The following is a 21,964-nucleotide window of genomic DNA, read 5'->3' on the forward strand; positions in this document are numbered from 1 at the left end:
CATCTTGAGTGCAACACCGCGTCCTGAACCCGCTGCGAGCGCGGGGAATGCCCTGGATCCCGAACCTCCAGCCGCCGCGCCCACGCTGTATCGCCAGGGTCCGGTACTGGTACGAGTCTGTGACCAGGTGATCTGATTACTGGATTTGACGGCTAGTGGATCACCGACCGTGGCCTCTGGCGGCGAGGGGCCTCAATGTGGACGGTGTGGTAGCCCAGCATCCGGCGACCGGGGATGGGGTGCCTGCAGGACGAGTTGCCGCTGGGCGGCGGTGAGTCCGTGCAGGGTGGGGATGCCTGCGGCAGAGATGATGGATTGACCGGGCGCGGTGTCCTGGTCGACGAGCTCCTTCGCCGGGAGCACGCACACGAGCAGTGCACGTCGCAGCGCGGCCGGGTCAGTCGTTCAGGTCGCCGATGAGCTCTAGCTACAGATTCGGTGAGCCGACCGGTATCCCAGACCAGACCGGACAGCGAGCCACCGCTCATTGTGGCCTGCCAGGTCACTGCGGCTCCCCCGGGCGTTGAGGGTGCGGTACTCGACCACCCGCTGGGGGGCGGTCGACCTGGGACTGGTTGAGCGGGTGGATCTCGATCCGAGTGCCGCGGCCCTCCCGGTTGACGAATTCACCTACAGGCAGTGGCTGATCGAGACGTGGTAGCTCTCGTACGCCCGAACACGACGAGTCACACCCGCAAGACTCCGGCCGTGAAGCTGCGCTCTCTATCTACGCCGAAGCAGCGCAGCACTCGCGGTAGGACGCTTCTGCCAGCCGGTGGTTCGAGGTCCTCTTCCCCGGCCATGCTGCTCGTTTTACGCTCGTACACGGTGGTGAGCTTTCCAGCTCGGTCCGGGCGGCACGTGGGGGAGACTATGGACGTCCCGACGTTGATCGTTCTGGGGGCTGCGGGGGGACTCTTACGCGGTGCCGTGGACCTATACGCCCGGTTCCGGGAATGGCTGACTGACCGCCACGTCCATCAGCAGCGTGTGTCCACTGGAGCGGCTGATGGCCAGGCGCCGAGGTTCGGCGCGTACGTGGATTCGGCTGCCGATTCTGCGGCGGCCGCCGTACATAGCCTGCTGGGGGCTGCAGCCGCTGTCCTCTTCGGTACCACAGGGCAGATCAGCGGTCACTACGCTGCCCTCGTCGTGGGACTGTCCGCCCCCATGCTCCTCACACAGCTCAGCCACGTCCAGGCAGTGAGCGACATCGTCACCGGGAACAGCGAACACCCAGTCGTGGCGCCTGGAACGGGTGCTTCAGAAGCGGCCAATATAGGGACAGTTGGTGATGGTGTGCAGCCCGCGGTGGGGGCGGCAAGCTCACCGGCGCTCGGGCCGCCGGCTTCAACAGCACCAACTGCCGCTCAGCCAGTCCGTGCCCCGTCCCCTCAAACGGAGACCGCCCAAAGGGCGGCGGACCATCACGCCGCCCAACCTGCAGTTGCGGCCCCTGTGACGGCATCCGCGGTGCAGCCGCAGGGAGGCCGAAGGAGTCAGGAATCCGCACATCTCGCGGAGGACGCGGACACCCAGCCTCCCGCTCGCAGTGAACAGCGCGCTGACCGACGGCAGGAAACCGACGACGAAGGCCTGCCGCACGTCACCCACAGCAATTCGAACCCCCGACTTGGAGACGTGGGAGCGGGCCCCGACGGCCCAGGCGTGCCACGCTTGCAGCACCGGCCGGTAACGGGAGGGGAGGGGTTGTCGTGAATACCGTTCCGCAGCACCTGCTGAGCGAGGACCGTCCGGAGTACGAGCGGATCCTCGATGAGGTGCTGCGTTCCGCACCCACCCGTCCGGAACTGGCTGCGATGGGACAGCGGCTGAACTCCGAACAACTGCGCACCATGGCACTCAACGCGAGCGGCCTCATCACGGCGGCTGCGGCTCCCGAATACCAGCACTATGTGAAGGTCCGTTCCGAATGGCGCCAGCCTGCAGACCCGCCACTGCCGGCTCCACCGCTCGAAAGCCCCGCGGCAGACCGCGGCAGGCTCCCCACCACAAGCCTGGGCCGCAGGATCCGTGCGGCCGTACTCGGCAGCGGCACTGGCCACAGCCATAAGGCGGGCACAGTCACCCGGCAGCGTTGGGCCGGGATGTCTTTCGGGCGGCGGGTGCTGGCATCCGTTCTCGGCCTGCGTGTGCGGCCGCCCCTTTCCCCGCCACTCCGAGGATCCTCAAACGCCGCTCACTCAGCTAGCCCGGCGCAGACGCCCGCTCCCACCGCGGACAAAAGTACGGCCCGACTCGCCGCGACGCTGGGCGAGGTCGCCCAGAGTACCGGCGCGAGTCCCCTCGCCGTCGTTGCAGTCCTGACACCCGTCCTCGCGGGGACAGCTGCGCTGATCTTCCTGCTGATCGGTTACCTTCTCAGTTTCCTCGACCCCGAACCGGCCTACGCTCAGGACGCACTGGGAACGGGGTGGGTGCTGGGCGCCGTCACAGCAGCGTCGGTCCTGGCTGCGGCCATCGGTCTGTTTCTGACGGCTCTGCGTAACCAGGGCCTCGATCAAACGGCATCGCCCAGCCCGTCGGAAGAAGTTGCCCAGGCCAAGGAGGGCTGGCAACAGGCTTTACTGGAACGCGGACTTCTGCCGTTCCTGCGCGAAGCGCTCGCAGAACCTGTCATCGAGGCCGCCACGACACGATCCGATCCGCACGCCCTCTCCCTGCTGGGCGGAGACCATCCCTGGTTTACCAACCCCGACTTCGGCGGTCCAGAGCACCAACCCGGATGACATCCCCCGTACCCCCGGCATTGCCACGTCCAAGGCGGGTCCTTCGTGCCCGGCGTCGACGGCACCCTGATGCCTACGACAATGGACAGCGTGGCGCTCCCGGCGGCCCGGTGCATCGTGGTCGATCTGAAGGTCGGTTGCCATATCAGGCCGGCAGGCTGAGCTCGTGAACGAGTTTTCAGCTGACAGGTGTTGTCCACCCGTCATGAGAGCGAGCCTCCAGTGCGTTCAACGCGCCGTCATGACCGTGGTGTTCAGGCCTGAAGATCATTTCTACCAGTGAGCCCTTTCCAACCTGACTGTGGCGTGGGGGTGTTGGTGGCATGGGGTGTACGGAACGACGAAGCTCCTGGTAGACGGGTCCTCGGCCAAGATCACGCGTGTCCGTCAGGGGCTTCGCGTGCTTGTCCGCCCGTCGTCGATCGATCTGTTCAGCCGTACGCTGCGGCACCTGACGAGGCAACTGGCCGCTCACCGGCGGGAGATCAGGTACGCGACGGCGGCGTCCGCCCGTCGGCCGTCAGGCCTTGCTCGCCCCGGCCCACCCGCGATGCGGCGACACGTACGCCCAGCTCGCCGCAGGGTTCGAGATCGGCACCGCGACGGTCTGCCGCTGCATACGCGAGGCCGTCGAAGTGCCCGCCACCCAGGCGCAGACCCCGGCCCCACCCACGACCTGACCGCCGCGCGCGAACACGGCATCATCGACATGCTCGCAACGGCAGGGCTGAAGTGCTGGGCGGACAAGGCGTACCAAGGGGCCGGCCGCCATGTCCGCCTACCTTTCCGGGGCTGCCGACTCAAGCGCTGGAAGCGACCGATACAACAGCACCCACGCCAAAATCCGGTGCCTCGGCGAGCAGGCCATGGCCGTCCTGAGGGGCTGGCACCTGCTACGCAAGCTCCGCTGCGGCACCAACCGGATCACCGACATCGTGAAGGCCATCGTCCTTCACCACACCTCAACCTGAGGTGGGAAAGGGCTCAATCGCAAACGCCTCCACTCGGCGGTGGGTCACCGCCCTCCGCGCGAAGCCCACGCCGAGTACGAGAAGTTGCGAATTGTCGCGTGAAATAAGCGGTCAGAAACCTGTCCGGGAAACGCGAGCCCCTAATACTCCAGCCGTAGTTCGTGATCTTCATGCCTGAGTGGCTTGTCGTCGGTAGTGGCTGGCTTGGGATCGGGCCTGGTGGCGGCGTCGCCAGTTCGACCAACCGAGCCGGCGGGCTGTGTCGTGGACGGGTCGGACGACGAGGGTGATGAACAGGCGCTGGATCTCGTTGCAGGTGAGCGGAATGAGGGCATCGGGTGCGGGGCGGGTGTGCTCGTCTGCGCGTACGACGGCGAGGAAAGCGTGCGCGAGCAAGCGGGACCAGGAGGTATAGCGGCGGACCTGGTGCTCGTCGAGTGCGGCCAGACTCTTGCCCGACTGGAAGAACTCCTCCACCCGCCATCTTGATCCGGCGACTCTGACCAGCACGGTCAGCGGCACGGACGCGGGCGAGTAGCAGCGGTAGTAGGCGAGTTCGCCAGTGCTGCGGTTACGGCGGATCAGTAGCTGACGACTCCCGGAGCGGGGGTCGGGGAGGTCGATGACTGCCCAGTTGTAGACGCGGTGACCCTTGGCCCCGGCCCCTGCGGAGAGCTTCTGCCAGGCCCGCTTGGGCACCTTCTTGACCAAGATGTCCGCACAGAACTTCCCCGCACCGGTCGTGACTTCGTGCGAGCAGGCCACCACGAGGACGTAGCCGGTGCCGCGTTCCTCCAGTGCGGTTCGCAGCTTCGGGTCGCCGCCGTAGACCTCGGCGCCAGCAACCCATGCGGCCTGGTGACCGGCGTCCAGGAACCGGGCGACCATACGAGTGGCCGGCTCCGGCTTGGTGGCGAAGGTGGTTTCCTCGGCAAGGCCCACGGCGCGGCAGCGGTCGGGGTCGGGGTCGGAGGTCCAGGAGCGCGGAACGTAGAGTTCCCGGTCAACTGCGGTGTGGCCGCGCTGACCTGCGTAAACCAGGTAGACGGCGACTTGGGAGTTCTCGATCCGCCGGCGGTACCGGTGTATTGGCGCTGGACGCCGACCGTGCCAGTGCCCTTCTTCACATCGCCGGTCTCGTCGACGACCAGCACTGCCCGGTCGTCGTGCAGGTGCTCCACCACGTAGCCGCACACGTCGTCGCGGACCTGATCGGCATCCCACTTGGCCCTGCCCAACAAGTGCTGCATGCCGTCCGGAGTGGTCTCGCCAGCCCACTCGGCGATGGTCCAGCAGTTCTTGCGCGGCAGATCGGCCAATAGACCGAGTACCAACCGCGCCGCCCTGCGCCGGGGTTCGACCCGGGCGAAGCGCCCCGCGATCCGGCCCATCAGGCCCTCGAACGCGTCCTGCCAACGGGTGGGTTCTATGCTGTGACCTGCGGCCACCGTCTCTTCGTCAGTCCACACAACTCACGATGATCAAAGGTGGCCGCACCCGTCTCCACAACGCGTCAGGGTCGCGCAGTTCCGCCTGCCGTCCTGAGTCAGGAGGACATGTGCAACGTGGCGAAGTCTGGTGGGTGGAGTTCGACGAGCGGCGGCTGGTCGTACTGCTGGCGGCAGACGACGCGTCCAGGATCCGGGCGATGCAGGTCGTCACTCCTGCGGGCGTCGACATCAGCGGTCTGGGCGTCGAAGTGCAAGTAGGTGCCATGGAAGGACTGCCCTTTGAAGGCGTGCTGCGGTTCGCGTTCCCGCGCCCGGGCTTTACCCCCTGCACGTGGCTGACCACCGTGTCCCAGGACGACCTGATCGAGCAGGCGGGCGTCCTGTCCTCCGCGAAGCTCAGCGAGATTGAGGACGCCCTCCGTCTCGGTGAACTCGGGTAGGCGGAGAGGCGCCACTCACCATCGAGATCACGATCTACGGCTGGAGTACTAAGCCGGCTGGAGTCCCGCAACGACCACTGTGGTCATGACCGCAGTAGCCGGATCGGCTCGTCCTTCTCGCACCGCTCGTAGTGCGGCAGCCCCGCCTTCGGTTCGTGCGTACCACGTCGTGGAACTCCTGGAACGTGAGGCAGAAGACGTCTTCATGCTCGGCGGGTAGACCCGCCCCCACGAGGTGCTCGGCATCCTCCAGGACGGGTGCCCGAACATGGTCTTGTCAACGCCGTTGCGCCCCTTGATAGTTGACCCGTTCCATGGTGATCCGTTCTGTGGGCGCAGGGCCGGTGGCGAGGGGGACAGTATGGTGCGGGGTGCCAGGAGTGCGGCGGAGCTCGGTGAGAGACGCGGAAGTTACCCGATAGCCGGTGCGATGGGTGGCGTTCTGCAGATGTTCCGGCGCTTCATCGTGCTTTTCTGTCTCATCTTTCTGGGATTCCTGATCTACAAGAGGCCGCATGGTGGGCTTTCCAAGGGGCTGATCTCGATAGCCGTGATCGTCGGTCTGGTCGGGCTGCGGGCCGCGTGGGGCTGGGTGTCCGTGCGGATCGGGGTGCGCCTGTGCCACATCCACACCGGCGGCCTCGCCGTCACCGGGCTGTTCGGCCAGGTGAAGCACGTCGTTCCGTGGGATCGGATCACCGAGTTGAGGCACATATCCAACCTGTCGCCCCTGCTCACCTTCCACCGGTTCGAGCTGGAGCGCCGCGATGCCAGGACCTTGGCGATCCTCGTTCTGCAGGCGAAACCGGAGTTCGTGCCGGCCTTGCAGAGGGCGTCCGAGCTGGGTGGGCTGCGTACGGAGCGGTGAGCGGTCGTTCGGTTCAGGTCTTCTTCCGCGTCGGCCCGTGCCATCGGCGCGATGAAGACGGCTCCCCAGGTGCCGTCGAGGACCCGCGTCCGCAACCGGCTGCGGACGCCTTTCCGGTCCCGTGTCTCTCCGGCCGACGGACCCGCCGCGTTCCGCACTGGAACGTGAAGGCGATCGCGCCGGTCACCTCTCGGTGATCCCGCCACCGGCCACCTCGAATCGGCGTGCCGTCCGGGAGTGACCGCTCGGTCCGAGCCCACTGCGCATCAGTCGACGGCGCACCCGGACCAACGAGACGGCTGGGCCGAATGAAACCGCCCAGCCGTCTGAGCCTCACCCGCTCCGCCCTTTCACGCGGAGACCGGGACGTGTGGCGCAGGCCGGAGGTCCGGGGTGTGCTCGCCACGCGCGCAACTGTTCGTGCGGCGGCATGAACGGCGTTCGGCTGGTCCAGTGCGTCTTCGGCGGCCGGTCCGCATGCCCAGGCGTTTTCAGCGCCGGCCGGCGGAGCGGGGTGTGAGGTGGAGCGGCGGGGTGAGGATGGGCTCGAGCAGCTGAGCCAGCGTCTGCCGCTGCTCCGGGTCGAGCCGACCGGTGGCCGGCGCGAGGGCGTCCAGGACTTCTTCGTACAGGCGCTGGGTGAGGTCGCGTCCGGCGTCGGTGATGAGGACGACGACGGCGCGTTTGTCGTCCTGGTGGGTGCCGCGCGTGAGCAGGCCGCGTCGATCGGCACGGTCGATGAGGCCCGAGAGAGACGACTTGTCGAGGCCGAGGACGGCTGCCAGTTCGCTCATGCGCGGTTGCCGGTCTCGCAGGATACCGAGCACGCGCAGCTGGGTGAGGGAGAGGTCGTGCTCCGCGCCGATGCGGGTGAGCACTCCCATGACCTGGAAGGCGCTGCGGACCAGGCCGTCGACCAGGGTGTCTGTGGAGTCGTCGGGAGCCATGGCTGCCACCCTACTTGACTTTGTTTGCATTACCAATAACTCTGAGATTGATTGGGAATACAAACCAACCGATCGGGAGTTCGTCATGCGCGCAGCAGTCCTCACGTCCTACGGCACCCCGCCCGCCTACAGCGAGCACCCCGACCCCGTCGCCCGGAGCGAGCACGACATGGTCGTCGACGTCCTCGCCGCGGGCCTGCACCACCTGACCCGCGCCAAGGCGGACGGCAGCCACTACTCCGCCACCGGCGTCTTCCCCCTCGTGCCCGGCGTCGACGGCGTCGTCCGAGACCCCCAGGGCCGCCTGCGCTACGCCGTCCTGGACGACACGAACCTGGGCACCTTCGCCGAGCGCACCGTCATCGACGCCCGGCGCAGCATCGTCCTGCCCGACGACGCGGACCCCGTCCGGATCGCCGCCGCCATGAACCCGGGCATGTCCTCCTGGGTGGCGCTGCGCCGCCGCATCACCTTCCGCGAGGGCCAGCGTGTTCTCATCCTCGGGGCCACCGGCAGCGCCGGACGCATGGCCGTCCAGATCGCCAAGAGGTTCGGAGCCGCCGAGGTCTTCGCTGTCGGCCGCGACGCCGAGCGTCTGAAGACCCTTACCGAGCTCGGCGCCCACCAGGCCCTCACCTTCGACGAGATCGCCGCCGCGGCCGACGTCGACGTGGTCCTCGACTTCGTGTGGGGCGCCCCCGCCGCAGGCGCCATGCTGCCGATCCTCACCGCCCGCGCCGACCGCTCCGCACCGCTCACCTGGGTCCAGATCGGCTCCATCGCAGGCGACCCCGCGCCGATCCCGTCGGCGGCGCTGCGCGCGGCCCGGCTGCAGATCGTGGGCAGCGGCATCGGCTCCGTCTCCCCCCGCGACTTCATCGCCGAACTACCCGAACTGGTCGCCGCGGTGACCGACAACGCCCTCGACGTCCAGGCCCGCGCCGTCCCTCTCGCCCGGATAGGCCAGGCGTGGAACGAGCCGGCCAGTGAGCGCCTCGTCTTCGTCCCGTAACCCGCTGCCCGGCCACCCGGTCCCCACCCGGGGTCGGGTGGCAGCACCTGTCGCCCTGCTCATCGTCGAGCCTGAAGCTGCCTGCCGCCCAGCGGAGGCGACAGGCAGCGTTCGCGGCAAGGAGCGAACATGGAGAAGCATGCGCTCATCGTCGGTCTGGCAACGTCGCCCCGACCCGCCCGGGTCGAGCGGGTTACGACTCGGAGCCGCGCGCGATGCCGAGGGTCGCCAGCAGGTCCTCGTGGAACTGGAACCACACGGTGTGGCAGGAGTCCTGGCCGACCGCGTCGACCCAGCGCCGTTCTCCACGTTCCACCCGGGCGAGCGCGGCGGCGTAGCGGCCGCCGTAGCCGTCGAAGCGCGCCATCGCTTCGGCGGGTCCGGTGCACAGGGCCGCCAGACGCCTGCCGAGGGAGCCGAGGCTGTCGATCACCCGGTCGTCCCAGCGGAAGTCGGTGTGGTCGTTGACCGCCAGGGGGTCTCCTGGAGCCGGACGCACCTGCCAGCGGGTGACCGCCGTCTGGAAACGGGCGTTGAGCGGAAGGAACGCGGTGTGGGCATCCGCGACGATCGGCCGGGTACCGAACGAGCTGAGCTCGGCGGCGAGCTGCCGCTCGTTCTCCGCCCGCCCCAGCTCGGTGAGACTCCAGCCGCCGATACCGGCGAAGTCCGCGCGGCGGACCCACCCGCACGACTCGTAGTCGAGCAGCAGTTCGGTGACAGGTGCGGGCTCCAGGCCGAAGCGCGCAGCCGCCGCGCGCGCCTCGATCATGCCGCCCAGGCGGACGGCGTGCAGGACCAACAGACCGGTGTCCGAGACATGTGATGGCACACGGCCATGATCGCATCCGGCCCAGAGGCACTGCCCGGGACGCCTCTCAGCCGACCGGCCAGACCCTTCCGGGCGGATCGTGGTCGGGTGACCGCCAGGGCGCGGCCTGGATCTTCCGAAGGTGCCGTACGGCGGTACGCCGGATCACCGCGCCGACGGTGGGCCTGCCGCCGCGGGCGAGTTGCCCACCCGATGGGATGTCCGTGCCCGGGGCGCCGGTCTGGAGGGAGGGCTGCCGGACGCGTGGTCTCGAGGCTGCGTCTGATCAGACACAGAAGATCGTGACGGGGCTCATGTGGCAGCCCGAGCCGCAGGTGGACCACGGTGGCCGCGAGCCGGTCGGCGAACACCAGGCGCGGCTTGCGTCCGGCCCCCTCGGCCCGCTTGTGGGACCCGCCCCTCACCACCTGTGGGGCCGACGCCGGGCCGCCGCCCAGGGCGGCGGGGCGAGCCCTTCGGGCAACTCCCCGAAATATGCGCGGGAGACTCGGGACAGGGCGGCATGCGTACGGGCCGCACGGGCCCAGGTCGGCTTCACAACTCGCCCAACCCGTAACGGCCTTCCCATGTCACGGCCGACTTACCTCCGTCCTTCCCCCAAGGTCGTTAGGGTCGGGCCCATGGCTTCCCCAGATGTCACCCTGCGTCCCGTGCACCCCAGCGATCTGCCCGTGTACTTCCGGCTCATGAGCGACCCCGAGTCCAACCGGATGGCCGCCTTCACTGCCGAGGACCCGACGGACCGGGTCTACTTCGACGCACATTGGAATCGCATCCTCGCCTCGCCCGACGTCGTCACCCGCACCGTGCTCGCGGACGGCGATGTGGTCGGGCACGCGGCCGTGTACGGCGAGCCGGGCGAGCGGGAGGTCACGTACTTCATCGATCGCTACTACTGGGGGCGGGGCATTGCGACCGCGGCGCTGCGGGCGCTGCTCGCCGAACTCCCCGAACGCCCGCTGCGCGCCCGGGCGGCGGCGGACAACACCGGATCGGTGCGGGTCCTGGAGAAGTGTGGTTTCAAGGTCGTCGGCGAGGACCGGGGCTTCGCGAACGCGCGGGGAGAGGAGATCGACGAGCTGGTGCTGCGGTTGGACGGATGATCCCCACCCGACCTGACGCCGTCAGTGAGGTTGATCCCCGGGAGTGGACACCGGGTTTCGTGCGACGAGTGACAGCGTACGTGGCGTGATCAATCGTTGTTCGAACTCGGCTGGTGTGAGGTAGCCGAGCGCGGAGTGCCGACGGCGCCGGTTGCAGTACGAAGGCCAGCGGAACAGCTCGAGCCGGGTCTGTGCCTTCGAGGTCCAGCGGCGGCCATGGAGCAATTCGCGCTTGAGGCCCTGGAAGAACGACTCGGCGAGGGCATTGTCATAGCTCGAGCCGACCCGGTCCATGCTGCGGCGGATGCCGTGCCGGTGGCAGACCTCGGCGAAGGCGGCCGCGCCGTACTGGGCGCCCCTGTCTGTGTGAAAAACGACGCCATGGACCCGGCCGCCGCGGGTGGCCACAGCCATCTCGATCGCGTCGGTGACCAGGGAAGCCCGCATGTGGTCGGCGATCGACCAGCCCACCACTTTTCTCGAGCAGATATCGATCACCGTGGCGAGGTAGAGCCACGTCGTGCCGACGACTATGTACGTGATGTCGCCGCACCACCTGGTGTTCAGCGTGTCCGCGGTGAAGTCGCGCATCACCAGGTCCGGCGCGGGCCTGCTCGGTGGCCAAGTGCCGGTAGTAGCCAGCGCGAGATGTTCCGAGCACCCGGCAGATCCGCTTGACGCCGAAGTCGGCGCGGTTGTCGGAGATGAAGTCCCAGCGGTGGGGTCTCACTTCACCTCCCGAGCGAAATAGGCGGCTGCCCGGCGCAGGATCTCGCGCTCCAGGTGCCACTCCTTCTCGGCCTTGAGCAGCCGAGTGCTCTCCGCCCGCAGCCGGGCCAGCTCCTCCGCCTCGCTTCCGCCCGCGTCACGGTGTCCGGGCGCGGCCTGGGCCTCGTCCTTGCGGACCCACGTCCGCAGCGACTCCGCGGTGATGCCGAGATCCGCGGCCACCGCCGCGTACGTCCGCTTCCCGGTAGCGGCGCGGTAGAGCGCGACAGCGTCCTTCCGGAACTCCTCCGAATATGAAGACCTGCGTCCCACCTGGACATCCCTCCCTGGACCATCAGGATCCATTGCCAGGGTGCCCACTCCAAAGGATCAGCCTCACTGCCTCAAGAACCGTCGGCTGTTCGAGGAATTCGCCGCTTTCCCGCCTTCGGGTGAAGCCCTTGGTACGGCGGCCGCATAGGACGAGACCGATCAAGCCGGAGGTGTCACCCAGGGAGCCAGACGTTTTCCGACTGCCAGATTCTCGCGCCAGTATCGGAAGACGGTTCCCTGGACGATGTCGAGCTGCCCGGCCGCGACCAGGCCGGAGGCGAGACTCGGACCGCCCGCATCGGCAACGCCTACGAAATTTTTGGAAGAGCCGAATGTCTTACGGTCCCCCTTCCTGAACTTGCCCCCTTCACCAGATCAGGCACCAGTAGTTCCCCTCGTTACCGATACCGATCCGGTCCACGTGGGGGACGAGGCCGGGGTCCGGCGGGCCTGCCGAGGCCAGGGAACATGCGGGGTCGCCGACGGTTTCGGCCAGGGCCATGCGCTGTGCGGCGGCGACAGCGGTAGGGGACGTGTACCAGATGGTGGTGACCGGACCGCTGCTTCCAGGGCGAGGCGTTGATGTCGACGGGCTGGAGAGTGGAGCCGAGGCAGTCAACGTCGGTTGCGTCATGGTCTCGGAGGGCCGCAGCACCGACTGAGGACGTGTGGGTGGAGGAGACGTATGTATCGGCTGCGATGGCTGGGTGGTATGCGGGCCGACCGCCGACGGGTGAGCTGTCGGGCGGTTAGTGGAGGGCACCGGCCTGGGGGAGTGGGACATTGTGGTCGCGGTGGGTTCGGGTGTCGAAAGCGCTGAGGTGGAGGTGTGCGGCTCGGGTGTTTCCGACGGTTCCGCTCTCGACGGGAGTGTGCTCGGAGCCGTCGCCGCTGAGTCGGGTGTGTTCCCCTCCGACTCCAGCAACAGCCACGTTCCGGCGCCGCCGAGAACGAGAACGGCGGCGCCGCCCGCTATCCACGAGGCCCGCCGCGAGGGGCGTCGGTGACGGCTCATGGTTTCACTGTCGCATTGCCGCGGTGATCCCGCAGTGGTAAAGGGTCGGAGGCTCGACCGTGCTCTCCTGCGCGCGGGCCGAAGACGATCCTGCCTGCAGGGCCCATGAGGAGCCTGTGACCGCCTTCCGGATGCCGGTGAACCGCAGCCGGAGTTCACGCCCAGCCGTTCGGAGCCGACGTCGATCGCTACGCGTACGGTCATATGTGTCCACTGAGAGTCGTGAGCCGTTACTCCACCAGATCATCCGTTCCACTGAGATTCGGCCACCGCCGCTTCGTCCGTTCGACCGCCCGCCGCGCGGGCTGCCGACACGACCAGCCGTGCCGTCGCAGCAGTTCCCCCACTCCCCGGATGGACAAGGACACGCCGAGGTGATCCACGATCAGCACGCGCGCCCTTGAGAGCGTCCACCGCTCGTCCGTCCGCCCTGGGCCATCGCACCGTTCAGCAGGAGCGGCTCGAGCTCGGCGAAGTCGCTGTCGTCGACCTCCGGCCGCTTGGCGGGACCCGAAACGCACAGTGCCTGCCGGCCTCGCTCACGCCGGGACCGGCGCCGGTGTTCCACCGACCGCGCACTGACCCGAAGCCGTTCGGCTGTCACCACGTTCTTCTTGCCCCGCGCAAAGCCGTCGGCGGCGTGCGTACGCACCCGCTCACGCGCGGCCTGTCCCTGCGGAGTGAGCCCACCGCCCTGGGCATGCCTCCTGACCCCGAACTACCGCTGGGACCAAGGAAAGCCCACCCCGACAACCCAACGGAAAGGTCAGTAGGACCTCCAAGGCCCTCGGGACTGGTGAGCTTGCATGTTCAGGTGTCGCGTATTCGCGGCCGAGCCCAGATGGGGCTTGCGCTGAGTGATCCGCGCGAGCTCGGCGGCAGTCTGCTGATCGGCGATTGACATGATGGGCGGCGGCAAGTTCTCAGGTGTCTCCGGGGGGTGACTATGACGTTCAAGTCGGAGGCCGATTTCGGCGTCGCCGAACGGGATGAGTGGTCCTATTCGCCGGCTGTCGGCGTCGGACCGCTCCGGTTCGGTATGACCGTCGAGGGAGTGGTCGAAGCGGCTGAGGTGCTTGGCCAGACGAAGGTCAGCGAGTGTGCGTGGCGCTACGCGATCTTCTCGCCGACTTGGAAGGTCGAAGTCCACCGTCGCGGAGCGGCTCCTTCACCGCCTGCCGTCACGGCCTATGTGAGCCAAGCCGTGGGGCTGTTCTGCATCGCTGTCGACGCCGTGCACGGTCCCCAGGTCGCGTACGACGGAATCCCGCTGGTCGGGAGAGACCTGTCGGAGCTGGAGAGCGACGCAATCGCTTATGCCGAGGCAATGGACGTGCGCTTTCGCTACAGGCCCGAGGGCTACGCAGGACCGGATGACTCCGGGGTCGTGATGCGCGGGCAACTGGTTGGGCAGGTCCTCCGATCGCGTCCGTTGTTCATGGTGACGCGCGACGGCGCGAACACTGAGTGGGACTCAATGCCCTCCGAGGAGTACCGCGTCAACGGCCAGTGCACGGCCTGACGTGGTGTGACTCATGACGTGGGGTGGAGGAGGGCGAGGCCCTTGATCACATCCGTCGCTGCGTTGGCCGCTCCACGGAGACGGGCGCAACCGGCGACCTGTAGCGATCACTGGCTGTGGTCGCCGGGGGCGTATCGGCTCCAGGTTCCACCGGCTTCGACGATCAGACGGGTGGTGGTCTTGTCGTGGTAGCCGAGGGCCCGGGCGACGACGGGAGCGGGGGCTTGGAGTACCAGCTGGCGGATCGCTGAGGCCCGGCCGCGCTGGGTGGGAACCCCGGCGGCTCGGAGCTGGTCGAGCAGGCTGGTCGGGTCCATCGGATGCCTGGGCTGCCGGCCGGGGAACAGCCAGGCCATGCTCCGGCTGCTGGACCGGGCGAGGCGGGGCTGTTCCGCCAGGTAGGCGCGCACGAGATCGGCGACGGGTGCGGGCAGCGGGGACGGAGCCCTGAACAGGGCACTCGACTCACATACCTGACAGCCATTTCCCACCCGGGATAACGCCGACCGTCCCGGTGCCTTCCCTGGCGGTGAGCTCGGCGGCACCGTCACCGCAGCGCTCGGCCTGCGCCGCGCTTTTGACCGGTGGGCCCTCGTCAGCCAGAGGGCAGTCGCGGCCGGATCAGCCCCGCGAAGGGCATGGGGTGGCAGCCTGGAGGAGAGGGCATTTCCGTTGACCGAGGAAGAACGCGTGCGGGTGGCGGAATCCGGAGGGGCCCAGGACGGCCGCGAGACCGTATCGGTGGTATGGCTGCTGGCTGGACTGACCGGCTCGGGCAAGACCACGTTCGCGAAGCGGCGGCTGGAGCGGGCCGGGGCGGTGCGGCTGTCGGTGGACGAGATCGTGCACGCCCGGCACGGCCGGTACGGCGTGGACTATCCGGAGCGAGAGTATTTCGCCCTGGAGGCCCCCGTAGCCGCCGAAGTCCGCGAGCGACTGGTCAACCTGGTCGCCGCTGGCCGTGACGTGGTCCTGGACCACGACCTGTGGCTGAGCTCCTCCCGGGACGAGTGGAGGAATCTCGTCGAGGAGGCGGGCGGGCAGTGCCGACTGTTGTACTTCCCTGCCCCTCACGACGAACTGCTGCGTCGCCTGCAGGAGCGCAATCAGCGTGAGGACGGCGACGCGTTGATGGTCACCGAGTCTGCACTCAGGGACTTCTGCGCACGCTTCGAACCCCCTCACGGCGAGGGCGAAGAGATCATCGAGTCCGGTTCGTTCTGACCTGATGGTGAGCGCAAGTGACGGTCGGCGGCCAGCACCGTCGCCTCCGTTGCCCACCAGGCAGGTATCCGTTTTCCAGGAGGCCGGATGCACGGTCGAAGATCGCCACCTGGGGGAGCTCACCGGCTTGCCGAACTGACATCGCGGCCTGGCCGGATGCGCACCGGCTGCTGCGCGGGCGGTCTGATGCGCGCGAGGTGGTCAGCGGGTCGAGATTCGTTAGTCGTTGGCGGGTGGTGCTGCACCGATGCCCCAGCCCTGAACGAAATGCTCAGCGGTGAAACCGGACATACCCACCGGCGCTGCAACGTTCTCGACCAAGTACGGCGGGGTCGGTCGGCGGCGCGAGGCGAGAGCCCGTCGGGCCTGCCTGAATGCACGTTCTCGATTGGGACGGCGGTAGGTCATGACGCCAGGATCGCAGGCGTTCAGATCTCGCCTGACCACCTGTGGATAACCCTGGGCCCGCCCTCCTCGGCAAGAAGGCAGGCAAGCCTGGCCGGTCAAGCTCCGGCGAAAGGCGATGAAGCCCAGCGAGATGGGACAAACGCGGTGCGAGCCCGGTTCGGGAGCCGGCCTCACGCACGCCGCGGACGGCTCCACGGATGTCGAGGACCGTCACCCCGTCGATCTCCTCAATACCGCCAGAGCCGAAACGGACCCACAGCGGCCAGGCCCCGACGTCGCGCGCGAAGGCGAGCTTTTGCGCGGAAGCGGCATTTGGTGCGGAGTCGATCTCCACGACGATGTCCGGACCGCCGGGAAGCCAGATGACCACGTCGACCCGGCCGTAGCGGCCCTTGCCGTCGGGGACGACCGGCAGGCGCAGCTCACGGTAGGTACGTACGTAGGGGGCGATCGGCGCGAACACCTCGTGGCCGGTCAGGGACAGTACGGCCCGGGTCAGACTGCGAGTGATCTCCGCAGTCGTGGGGGCAAGGACACCATGAGCCCGGTCCTCGGCCACGGCCCGGGCGGCACTCTGCGACCAGTCGGCCAGCACCGCATCCAACACGAAGGCGATGCTCTCCCGGTCTTCGGCGGCCGCCGGCTGAGGACCGCGGCCGGTGAGCTGCTGGATCCAGCCCTCAGCCCAATGCGCCTGGCCGACCAGCTTCAGCACTCCGTCGACTTCTGCCGCTCGAGTCGCCGTTTCCCACGTCGGCAGCAACCTCGCAGCGGCCCGAGCGATCCGCCAGGAGATCGTCGGATCGTTTCATGATCCGTATGCTCGCGGGGACCGCTGACACCGATCCCGTAGGCGAGCTGTCTCCTTGAGTCCAGCGGTCAAACTCACCTGTCAATCGGTCGAGATCGTCCATCAAAGGGCACCCGCGACATAGAGGGGAGCCGGACCCTCGCATGATCACCGAAAGTGACTGTCACGCTCCGGGTGTCACGTTCACTCGATCGAGTGTCACGCCGCGCTGTCACGCTGTCTGTACGGTGTCCCGTCTCACCGAAGGTTGGTCAGTCTCACCGAACCTTGACCACTCGGCTGTTTGTCTCATCGAACTTTGATCGCCGCAGGTCAAGGCAGACGGCCCCGAGCCAGGCTGGCGCTGACAGCGACGGGGCTGGCCAAGGGTCGCCTGGCGGGTGAGGTCGTCCAGCGGGCGGGCGCGGTCGGCCAGGACCAGGCGGGGATTGCCCCGGTCCACGTCATCGAGCTGGAATTCACGCACTGCCTTCGGTCGGGCTGGCATGGACGGCGGCCAGGGCCAGGGCCAGGGCGAGTCGTGCGGCCGACGTGGTCGCCGCGTCGACGGCGGCACGGACCTCGTCGCCGGGCCCCTGCGGCCTCACGGAGGGGATTTCGGGCTAACTTCGACGGGTTTCGTCACCACGCAGGCGATGCCATCCGCCCGCTCATGGAGTGCAGTCTCCGAACTAGGTCAGGACCGGCCCGATCGAGTCAGCGGGAATCCGTTGCGTCGTCCTCGGCCGGGCCGGGGCCTGCCGTGCTGTCGGCGGCTCGTTCCGCGCGGAGTTCTTCGGCGACGTCGTAGGCCCGGCCCGGGTCGTAGACGGTGACCGAAGTGCCAGGGTTCGACATCGCGGCTGCCCGGGGCGTGTACTGGTAGATTTCGACGCCGCGTTGGGCGGCCATGTCGTCGACCTCGCCGACGGGTACCCGCCACAGCTCGGCGGTGTAGGACCGGGTCCACCACTCGTCCGGACGCAGGAAGTCTCGCTTGACCTCCGTCTGACGCTCCACCGCCACCTGGAGCTGGCCGAGTTGCTCGGTCAACCAGCCGGTCAGCGCCTGTGCGTCGACCCGAGAGAACGGTGCGAACGTCGCCGGTTCGCACTCCACCGTCTCGCTGCCGGTATGCAACACCACTTTGATCGACTGTCGCTGCCCCAGACTGAGTCGCTCGATGACGACCACTCGGTGCAGATCAGCCATCGCCATGGTCGACGAACGCAGAAAGCGGGCGATCACGACCTGGGCCGGAGTTCCCAGGGTGCGGAGCTCGACCCACCGCACCTTCAGGGAGACCGTGACGTACATCATGGCCACGGTGAGCACGATCACTGCGACCACCGTGAGCGCCAGTAGGACCCAAAAACAGCCCCAGAAGAATGAGTTTCCCGAGAGCACGGCGGGCACCAGCGCGGCCAGTAGAAGTGGGGCTGCGACCACCGGCGGGACCATGATGCTCCCGCCGAGCGTGGTAGCCAGCTCGCGGGCCCTGCTGGGCACGAACAGCAGCCGCCATCCGGCTGTCACGGGTAACACAACTTCCGCAAGCGAGCCGGGACGCCGAGTTTCCATGACTCAAAGGTACGGCCCTGCAAAGGAGTTCGTAAGGTCACAGCGAGCCGCAACTCCTCGAGGACAGGAATCGCAGGCGACAGCGCGTCAGCCGACCAGGTGGCGCCGGCCTGTCCCTGGGGTCCACCTGCATTTGACCTGCGGCGATCAAAGTTCGATGAGACAAACAGCCGAGTGGTCAAGGTTCCCTACGTTGTCCTGCGGGACGTGGTGAGTTCTTCGTATGGTTCACCCATCCAGGGGCGCCGGGTGTGGCTTCCATCGATTGGCCGCCCGATGCCCCACGACGACTCGGCTGCCAATTAGGAATTGCGAATGATCGCTCCGTAGGGAATCGACAGCGAGGTCGTCCGTCGGGAGGCATCAGCACCACACCGCACGGAGGCACCACATGGCCGCGATCTGGGCCGGCATCGACGCAGGCAAAGCCCACCATCACTGCGTCGCGATCGACGAGAGCGGCCGCCGGCTGCTGTCGCGACGCGTCGCCAACGACGAACCCGAACTGCTCGAACTCCTCGCCGATGTCCAGACCCTGGGGGACAAAGTGACCTGGGGTATCGACCTGGCCGACGGCGGGGCCTCCCTGGCCATCGCGCTCCTGGTCAACCACGACCAGCCGCTCCACTACATCTCCGGCCGGGCCATTCACCGCGCCTCCGAGAGCTACCGCGGCGAGGGCAAGACCGACGCCAAGGACGCCGCCGTCATCGCAGACCAGGTCCGCGTCCGCCGGGACCTGTACCCCTTACGCACCGGCGACGACACCGTCATCGATCTCAAAATCCTCACCGGCCGTCGCATGGACCTGGTCGCCGACCGCACCCGCACCGTCAACCGTCTCCGTGCCCAACTCACCGGCATCTTCCCCAGGCTGGAGCAGGCCTTGGACCTCACCAACACCGGCCCTCTCACCTTGATCACCGGCTATCAGACCCCTGCGGCCGTCCGCCGGATCGGCGTCAAGCGGCTGGAGACCTGGCTGCGCAACCGCCACGTCGTCCGCCCCGACCGGCTCGCCGAAACCGCTGTCCAGGCCGCCGAACGGCAACACACGAGCCTGCCCGGCGAGAAGCTGGCCGCCACGTTGGTGCACACCCTGGCGAAGGAGGTGATGAGCCTCAACCAGCAGGTCGCCGAGCTCGACAAGGCCATCGAGGCCCGGTTTCGTGACCACCGCACCTTCGAGGTGATCACCAGCATGCCCGGCCTGGGCGTCATCCTCGGCGCCGAGTTCCTGGCTGCCACCGGTGGGGACATGGCGGCATTCGGCACCGCCGACCGCCTCGCCGGCTTCGGCGGTGTCGCCCCGGTGCCCCGCGATTCCGGGAAGCTGAGCGGGAACCTGCGCCGTCCGCAGCGATACAACCGCCGCCTCCAACGCGTCTTCTACACCTCGGCGTTGTTCAGCATTCGGCACTGCGACGAGTCGCGCCGGTTCTACGATCGCAAACGTGCCGAAGGCAAGCGCCATACCCAGGCCGTCCTCGCCCTCGCCCGCCGCCGCGTCAACGTCCTCTGAGCCCTCCTGCGAGACGGACGGTGCTACGAGCCGGCTCCGCCGGCAAGGGCTGCCGCATAGGAAGGGACGCGACACGCTGCGCGCGGCCAGGTGGTCTGACCGACTCCGTCAGACCAGACAAAACTCGTTACCTTCCGGGTCTGCCATCACCACGTGATCCGGCCTGCCCTGCAACTCGTCCTCGCGGACCACGGTCGCGCCCGCAGCGGTCAACCGCTCCACCGCCTCGACCACGCGCGGCCAGCGCACCTCCCACGGGGTTTCACGGCCGCCACCAACTTGCACGTCGATATGCAGCCGGTTCTTCGCCACCTTCGGCTCCGGCACCTTCAGGAAGGACAAGGTAGGGCCCACGCCGTCCGGATCTGAGAGGTACGCCCCGTCATCCCACTCGTCCTCCGGAACCTCATGATGCGAGAACCACTCCTCCCAGCTCCCGAACCCTGCGGGCGCGGGCTTCTCCTCGTAGCCCAACGCCAGCGCCCAGAACGCGGCCAGCTTCCCCGGGTACGCGCAGTCGATCGTCAAGCTCCACTTGGTCCCCATGAGCCCTCCCCAGTCGGATGAACGGACTGTACTGCGCTCCTCCGACACCTCCTGCCCGCTGCCTCAAGCATGCGCCGCGGCTTGACAAACGGCATTAGGAATCGGTGAGACTGACCAACCTTCGGTGAGACGGGACATACGGCCCGAAAACACGGGCTCAAGGGCCGATTTCGGGACTCGGGCTGATCAGCGTGACATGGGTCCGGGGGCGGCTATGGCGCGCGCTCGTTGTCCCGTCCACTGAGCTTCTTCAGCGTTGCAACTCCAGTGTGAGGACGGCCTTGGCGATTGACGTCATGCGGTTGGGACTGCATCGGGACCTGCGGAAGATCCGCCAGGACTTCAGGCGGGCGACGCCGCGTTCGACGGGTGCACGTGTGGCGGCCAGGGCACGGTTGCGGGTCTTCTCGGTGGGGGTCAGTTCCTGCAGGAGCCTGCGTCTGACGCCCGTGGTCAGCCACGGACCGGCGCCCTGGTAGGCGAGATCGGCCACGATGGGAACGCCCTGGCGCGCGCAGATTCGGATGATCCGGTGGGTGCGGGCGGCGGTCAGGTCGTGGGTGCGGCCCGGCAGGGCGGGCGAGAGCCACAGCAGCCGGCCGCCGGGATCGGTGACGACCTGCACGTTCACTCCGTGGCGCCGGTGCTTGTGGGAGTAGTCGGCCCGGCCGTCGCCGACCCGGTCGCACTCGGCGAGGGTTCCGTCGAGCAGGACGAAGTCGGGATCATGCTCGCGCAGCGTCCTCAGCAGGCCCGGCGCACGCGCGGCAAGCAGGTCGACGCCGCGCTGGTGTAGGCATGGGCGGTGGACTCGCTGATCCCGAACCCGGCGGCGATCTTCGCCAGGGTGGTGTGCTCGCGCAGGTACACCAGTGCCACCATCGCGCGCTGGGACGGACGGAGCTTGCGGCGCCGGTCGCCCTCACGGGTGACGATCAGCATGGTGACCCACTCCACGAGTGCGTGCGGCAGGTCGATTGCGGCAGGATGGACGACCAACGAGGCCCCCGAGCAAAGTGATTGAGACGTCAGACATCTCGATCAACAGCCCGGGAGCCTCGCTCTTTGCGCTTCACGGACCGTCACCCGATCGATGGCCACATCGAAGAATCTCACTGGTGCCCGGCCGGACACGCCACCACACCGTGACCCGCATCTTCGGCGTCGCCTTCTGCGGTGTCAGCCCACCGTTGCGCTCTTGGAGCCACGTCGCCGCGACCTGCGGAAACGCCTCAGCCAGCGATACCCCCGCCGAACGCGCCATGCTCACCCTTTCCTTGGTCTGCCCGGTCGAGACTTTCGAGCACCCAATACCTCACTCCACCCAACGACCTTGACTGGGCCAGGGAAGCGAACCTGAGCGCTTCGAACCATTCGAAGACCGACCAGGACTCGGCAGGCATCGTAAGCATGGCGCTCGGCCCCGCGATGGGGCCGAGCCTCACATGAAGTGCTGCTTCTGCTTTTCCCTCAGGATCGACTCGACCTCTTCGCTGAAGCGGCTCTTGATCTTCGCCTTCGTCTTCTGCGCGGTCATGAGGGCAAGTACTCCGACCGCGATACCGACGATGAAGATTTCCATCCCTCTTCTTCGGAGGGGATCCCCGCCTTCAGGCGGGGAGGGAATCCGATCCTGAGCTCTGCGGCGCGAAGCGCCAAAGCATCGCTTCGGAATGCTTCGCCGGCGGCCCGCGCTCAGTCCGGCCGCTTCTGGTTCTCGATGTAGTCCTTGACCACCTGGAGCGGCGCTCCACCGCATGAGCCGGCGAAGTAGGAGCCGGACCAGAACCGGCCGTGCATGATCGCCTGGTTCACCCGGCCGGTGAACTCCTGCCGCAACCGGCGTGATGACACGCCCTTGAGGCTGTTGACGAGGTTCGACAGGGCAACCTTCGGCGGGTAGTGCACCAGCAGGTGCACGTGGTCCTCTTCGCCGTTGAA

Annotated in this window: 19 protein-coding genes and 5 pseudogenes; 9 read left to right on the plus strand and 15 right to left on the minus strand. The window is 67.7% G+C overall.

All coding sequences use genetic code 11. The features are described from left to right. Positions 1–516: 516 nt before the first annotated feature. Positions 517–622 (minus strand): annotated as a pseudogene (locus ACFYW7_RS37830) (transcriptional regulator); the annotation flags it as partial. 1,093 nt (positions 623–1,715) lie between these two features. Between ACFYW7_RS37830 and ACFYW7_RS37835 the strand changes: the two are divergent. Together ACFYW7_RS37835 and ACFYW7_RS37840 are read left to right on the plus strand one after the other, a co-directional pair. Next, complete coding sequence (locus ACFYW7_RS37835) at positions 1,716–2,750, plus strand: hypothetical protein (RefSeq protein ID WP_389511033.1); 1,035 nt, start codon at positions 1,716–1,718, stop codon at positions 2,748–2,750. 400 nt (positions 2,751–3,150) lie between these two features. Further along, a pseudogene (locus tag ACFYW7_RS37840) lies at positions 3,151–3,721 on the plus strand (transposase family protein). Between the two features lie 168 nt (positions 3,722–3,889). Here ACFYW7_RS37840 and ACFYW7_RS37845 read toward each other — a convergent pair. Continuing rightward, positions 3,890–5,112, minus strand: a pseudogene (locus ACFYW7_RS37845) (IS701 family transposase). Between the two features lie 167 nt (positions 5,113–5,279). Between ACFYW7_RS37845 and ACFYW7_RS37850 the strand changes: the two are divergent. Next, positions 5,280–5,612 (plus strand): type II toxin-antitoxin system PemK/MazF family toxin, encoded by a 333-nt coding sequence (locus ACFYW7_RS37850; protein WP_365882586.1) that lies wholly within the window; start codon positions 5,280–5,282, stop codon positions 5,610–5,612. A gap of 430 nt (positions 5,613–6,042) precedes the next feature. Then, on the plus strand, positions 6,043–6,480 hold the full coding sequence (locus ACFYW7_RS37855; protein WP_389511036.1) for a hypothetical protein: 438 nt from the start codon (positions 6,043–6,045) through the stop codon (positions 6,478–6,480). A 491-nt stretch (positions 6,481–6,971) separates the two neighbouring features. Here ACFYW7_RS37855 and ACFYW7_RS37860 read toward each other — a convergent pair whose 3' ends face one another. Next, positions 6,972–7,427, minus strand: a complete 456-nt coding sequence (locus tag ACFYW7_RS37860) for a MarR family winged helix-turn-helix transcriptional regulator (protein ID WP_389511038.1) — start codon at positions 7,425–7,427, stop codon at positions 6,972–6,974. An 85-nt stretch (positions 7,428–7,512) separates the two neighbouring features. On the opposite strand from ACFYW7_RS37860, the gene ACFYW7_RS37865 reads away from it, so the two are divergent. Beyond that, positions 7,513–8,439: a zinc-binding alcohol dehydrogenase family protein gene (locus ACFYW7_RS37865; protein WP_389511040.1), complete on the plus strand. Its 927-nt coding sequence runs from the start codon at positions 7,513–7,515 to the stop codon at positions 8,437–8,439. A gap of 193 nt (positions 8,440–8,632) precedes the next feature. On the opposite strand, the gene ACFYW7_RS37870 is transcribed toward ACFYW7_RS37865, so the two are convergent. After that, positions 8,633–9,271 carry a transcriptional regulator gene (locus ACFYW7_RS37870; RefSeq protein ID WP_389511042.1) on the minus strand — a complete coding sequence of 213 codons (639 nt, stop codon included), beginning with the start codon at positions 9,269–9,271 and terminating at the stop codon, positions 8,633–8,635. A gap of 620 nt (positions 9,272–9,891) precedes the next feature. Here ACFYW7_RS37870 and ACFYW7_RS37875 point away from each other — a divergent pair. Continuing rightward, the gene (locus ACFYW7_RS37875; RefSeq protein WP_389511044.1) at positions 9,892–10,374 is read left to right on the plus strand and encodes a GNAT family N-acetyltransferase; all 483 of its coding nucleotides are present in this window, start codon (positions 9,892–9,894) and stop codon (positions 10,372–10,374) included. A 21-nt stretch (positions 10,375–10,395) separates the two neighbouring features. On the opposite strand, the pseudogene ACFYW7_RS37880 reads toward ACFYW7_RS37875, so the two are convergent. The 3 genes and pseudogenes from ACFYW7_RS37880 to ACFYW7_RS37890 all read right to left on the minus strand — a co-directional run bounded on the left by ACFYW7_RS37880 (position 10,396) and on the right by ACFYW7_RS37890 (position 12,951). After that, positions 10,396–11,415, minus strand: a pseudogene (locus ACFYW7_RS37880) (IS3 family transposase). A 367-nt stretch (positions 11,416–11,782) separates the two neighbouring features. Then, the gene (locus ACFYW7_RS37885) at positions 11,783–11,917 is read right to left on the minus strand and encodes a hypothetical protein (protein ID WP_376453458.1); all 135 of its coding nucleotides are present in this window, start codon (positions 11,915–11,917) and stop codon (positions 11,783–11,785) included. Positions 11,918–12,660: 743 nt separating this feature from the next. After that, positions 12,661–12,951, minus strand: coding sequence for a winged helix-turn-helix domain-containing protein (locus ACFYW7_RS37890; protein WP_389511047.1), 291 nt, complete (start codon positions 12,949–12,951; stop codon positions 12,661–12,663). Between the two features lie 425 nt (positions 12,952–13,376). On the opposite strand from ACFYW7_RS37890, the gene ACFYW7_RS37895 reads away from it, so the two are divergent. Beyond that, positions 13,377–13,952, plus strand: coding sequence for a hypothetical protein (locus ACFYW7_RS37895; protein ID WP_389511049.1), 576 nt, complete (start codon positions 13,377–13,379; stop codon positions 13,950–13,952). A gap of 107 nt (positions 13,953–14,059) precedes the next feature. On the opposite strand, the gene ACFYW7_RS37900 is transcribed toward ACFYW7_RS37895, so the two are convergent. Then, entirely contained in the window at positions 14,060–14,443 is a 384-nt protein-coding gene (locus ACFYW7_RS37900) for a hypothetical protein (protein ID WP_389511051.1), read from the minus strand. 181 nt (positions 14,444–14,624) lie between these two features. On the opposite strand from ACFYW7_RS37900, the gene ACFYW7_RS37905 reads away from it, so the two are divergent. Next, complete coding sequence (locus ACFYW7_RS37905) at positions 14,625–15,176, plus strand: AAA family ATPase (protein WP_389511053.1); 552 nt, start codon at positions 14,625–14,627, stop codon at positions 15,174–15,176. A 271-nt stretch (positions 15,177–15,447) separates the two neighbouring features. On the opposite strand, the gene ACFYW7_RS37910 is transcribed toward ACFYW7_RS37905, so the two are convergent. The 3 genes from ACFYW7_RS37910 to ACFYW7_RS37920 all read right to left on the minus strand — a co-directional run bounded on the left by ACFYW7_RS37910 (position 15,448) and on the right by ACFYW7_RS37920 (position 17,955). Beyond that, positions 15,448–16,299: a hypothetical protein gene (locus ACFYW7_RS37910; RefSeq protein ID WP_389511055.1), complete on the minus strand. Its 852-nt coding sequence runs from the start codon at positions 16,297–16,299 to the stop codon at positions 15,448–15,450. A gap of 554 nt (positions 16,300–16,853) precedes the next feature. Further along, positions 16,854–16,982, minus strand: a complete 129-nt coding sequence (locus ACFYW7_RS37915) for a hypothetical protein (RefSeq protein WP_389511057.1) — start codon at positions 16,980–16,982, stop codon at positions 16,854–16,856. A 109-nt stretch (positions 16,983–17,091) separates the two neighbouring features. Then, positions 17,092–17,955: a hypothetical protein gene (locus ACFYW7_RS37920; protein ID WP_389511059.1), complete on the minus strand. Its 864-nt coding sequence runs from the start codon at positions 17,953–17,955 to the stop codon at positions 17,092–17,094. A 391-nt stretch (positions 17,956–18,346) separates the two neighbouring features. Here ACFYW7_RS37920 and ACFYW7_RS37925 point away from each other — a divergent pair, with 391 nt between their 5' ends. Then, the gene (locus tag ACFYW7_RS37925; protein ID WP_389511062.1) at positions 18,347–19,477 is read left to right on the plus strand and encodes an IS110 family transposase; all 1,131 of its coding nucleotides are present in this window, start codon (positions 18,347–18,349) and stop codon (positions 19,475–19,477) included. A 108-nt stretch (positions 19,478–19,585) separates the two neighbouring features. Here the strand turns inward: ACFYW7_RS37925 and ACFYW7_RS37930 are convergent, their stop codons facing one another. From ACFYW7_RS37930 to tnpA, 4 genes and pseudogenes are all read right to left on the minus strand, one after another. Then, positions 19,586–20,023, minus strand: coding sequence for a VOC family protein (locus ACFYW7_RS37930; protein ID WP_005474438.1), 438 nt, complete (start codon positions 20,021–20,023; stop codon positions 19,586–19,588). 250 nt (positions 20,024–20,273) lie between these two features. Next, positions 20,274–21,022, minus strand: a pseudogene (locus ACFYW7_RS37935) (transposase family protein). Between the two features lie 442 nt (positions 21,023–21,464). Further along, entirely contained in the window at positions 21,465–21,605 is a 141-nt protein-coding gene (locus ACFYW7_RS37940) for a hypothetical protein (protein ID WP_389511066.1), read from the minus strand. 113 nt (positions 21,606–21,718) lie between these two features. Further along, positions 21,719–21,964: IS200/IS605 family transposase (tnpA, locus tag ACFYW7_RS37945; RefSeq protein ID WP_389511069.1), on the minus strand; the 246-nt coding region annotated here is incomplete at its 5' end.

The organism is Streptomyces sp. NPDC002580, assembly GCF_042889485.1.
Taxonomy (GTDB): domain Bacteria; phylum Actinomycetota; class Actinomycetes; order Streptomycetales; family Streptomycetaceae; genus Streptomyces.

Bases quoted from the DNA above. Each gene is read 5' to 3' on its own strand.
- ACFYW7_RS37885 (WP_376453458.1), bottom strand. From the start codon at position 11,917: ATGGCCCTGGCCGAAACCGTCGGCGACCCCGCATGTTCCCTGGCCTCG.
- ACFYW7_RS37865 (WP_389511040.1), top strand. From the start codon at position 7,513: ATGCGCGCAGCAGTCCTCACGTCCTACGGCACCCCGCCCGCCTACAGC.
- ACFYW7_RS37855 (WP_389511036.1), top strand. From the start codon at position 6,043: ATGGGTGGCGTTCTGCAGATGTTCCGGCGCTTCATCGTGCTTTTCTGT.
- ACFYW7_RS37940 (WP_389511066.1), bottom strand. From the start codon at position 21,605: ATGGAAATCTTCATCGTCGGTATCGCGGTCGGAGTACTTGCCCTCATG.
- ACFYW7_RS37875 (WP_389511044.1), top strand. From the start codon at position 9,892: ATGGCTTCCCCAGATGTCACCCTGCGTCCCGTGCACCCCAGCGATCTG.
- ACFYW7_RS37860 (WP_389511038.1), bottom strand. From the start codon at position 7,427: ATGGCTCCCGACGACTCCACAGACACCCTGGTCGACGGCCTGGTCCGC.
- ACFYW7_RS37925 (WP_389511062.1), top strand. From the start codon at position 18,347: ATGGCCGCGATCTGGGCCGGCATCGACGCAGGCAAAGCCCACCATCAC.
- ACFYW7_RS37895 (WP_389511049.1), top strand. From the start codon at position 13,377: ATGACGTTCAAGTCGGAGGCCGATTTCGGCGTCGCCGAACGGGATGAG.
- ACFYW7_RS37930 (WP_005474438.1), bottom strand. From the start codon at position 20,023: ATGGGGACCAAGTGGAGCTTGACGATCGACTGCGCGTACCCGGGGAAG.
- ACFYW7_RS37920 (WP_389511059.1), bottom strand. From the start codon at position 17,955: ATGGAAACTCGGCGTCCCGGCTCGCTTGCGGAAGTTGTGTTACCCGTG.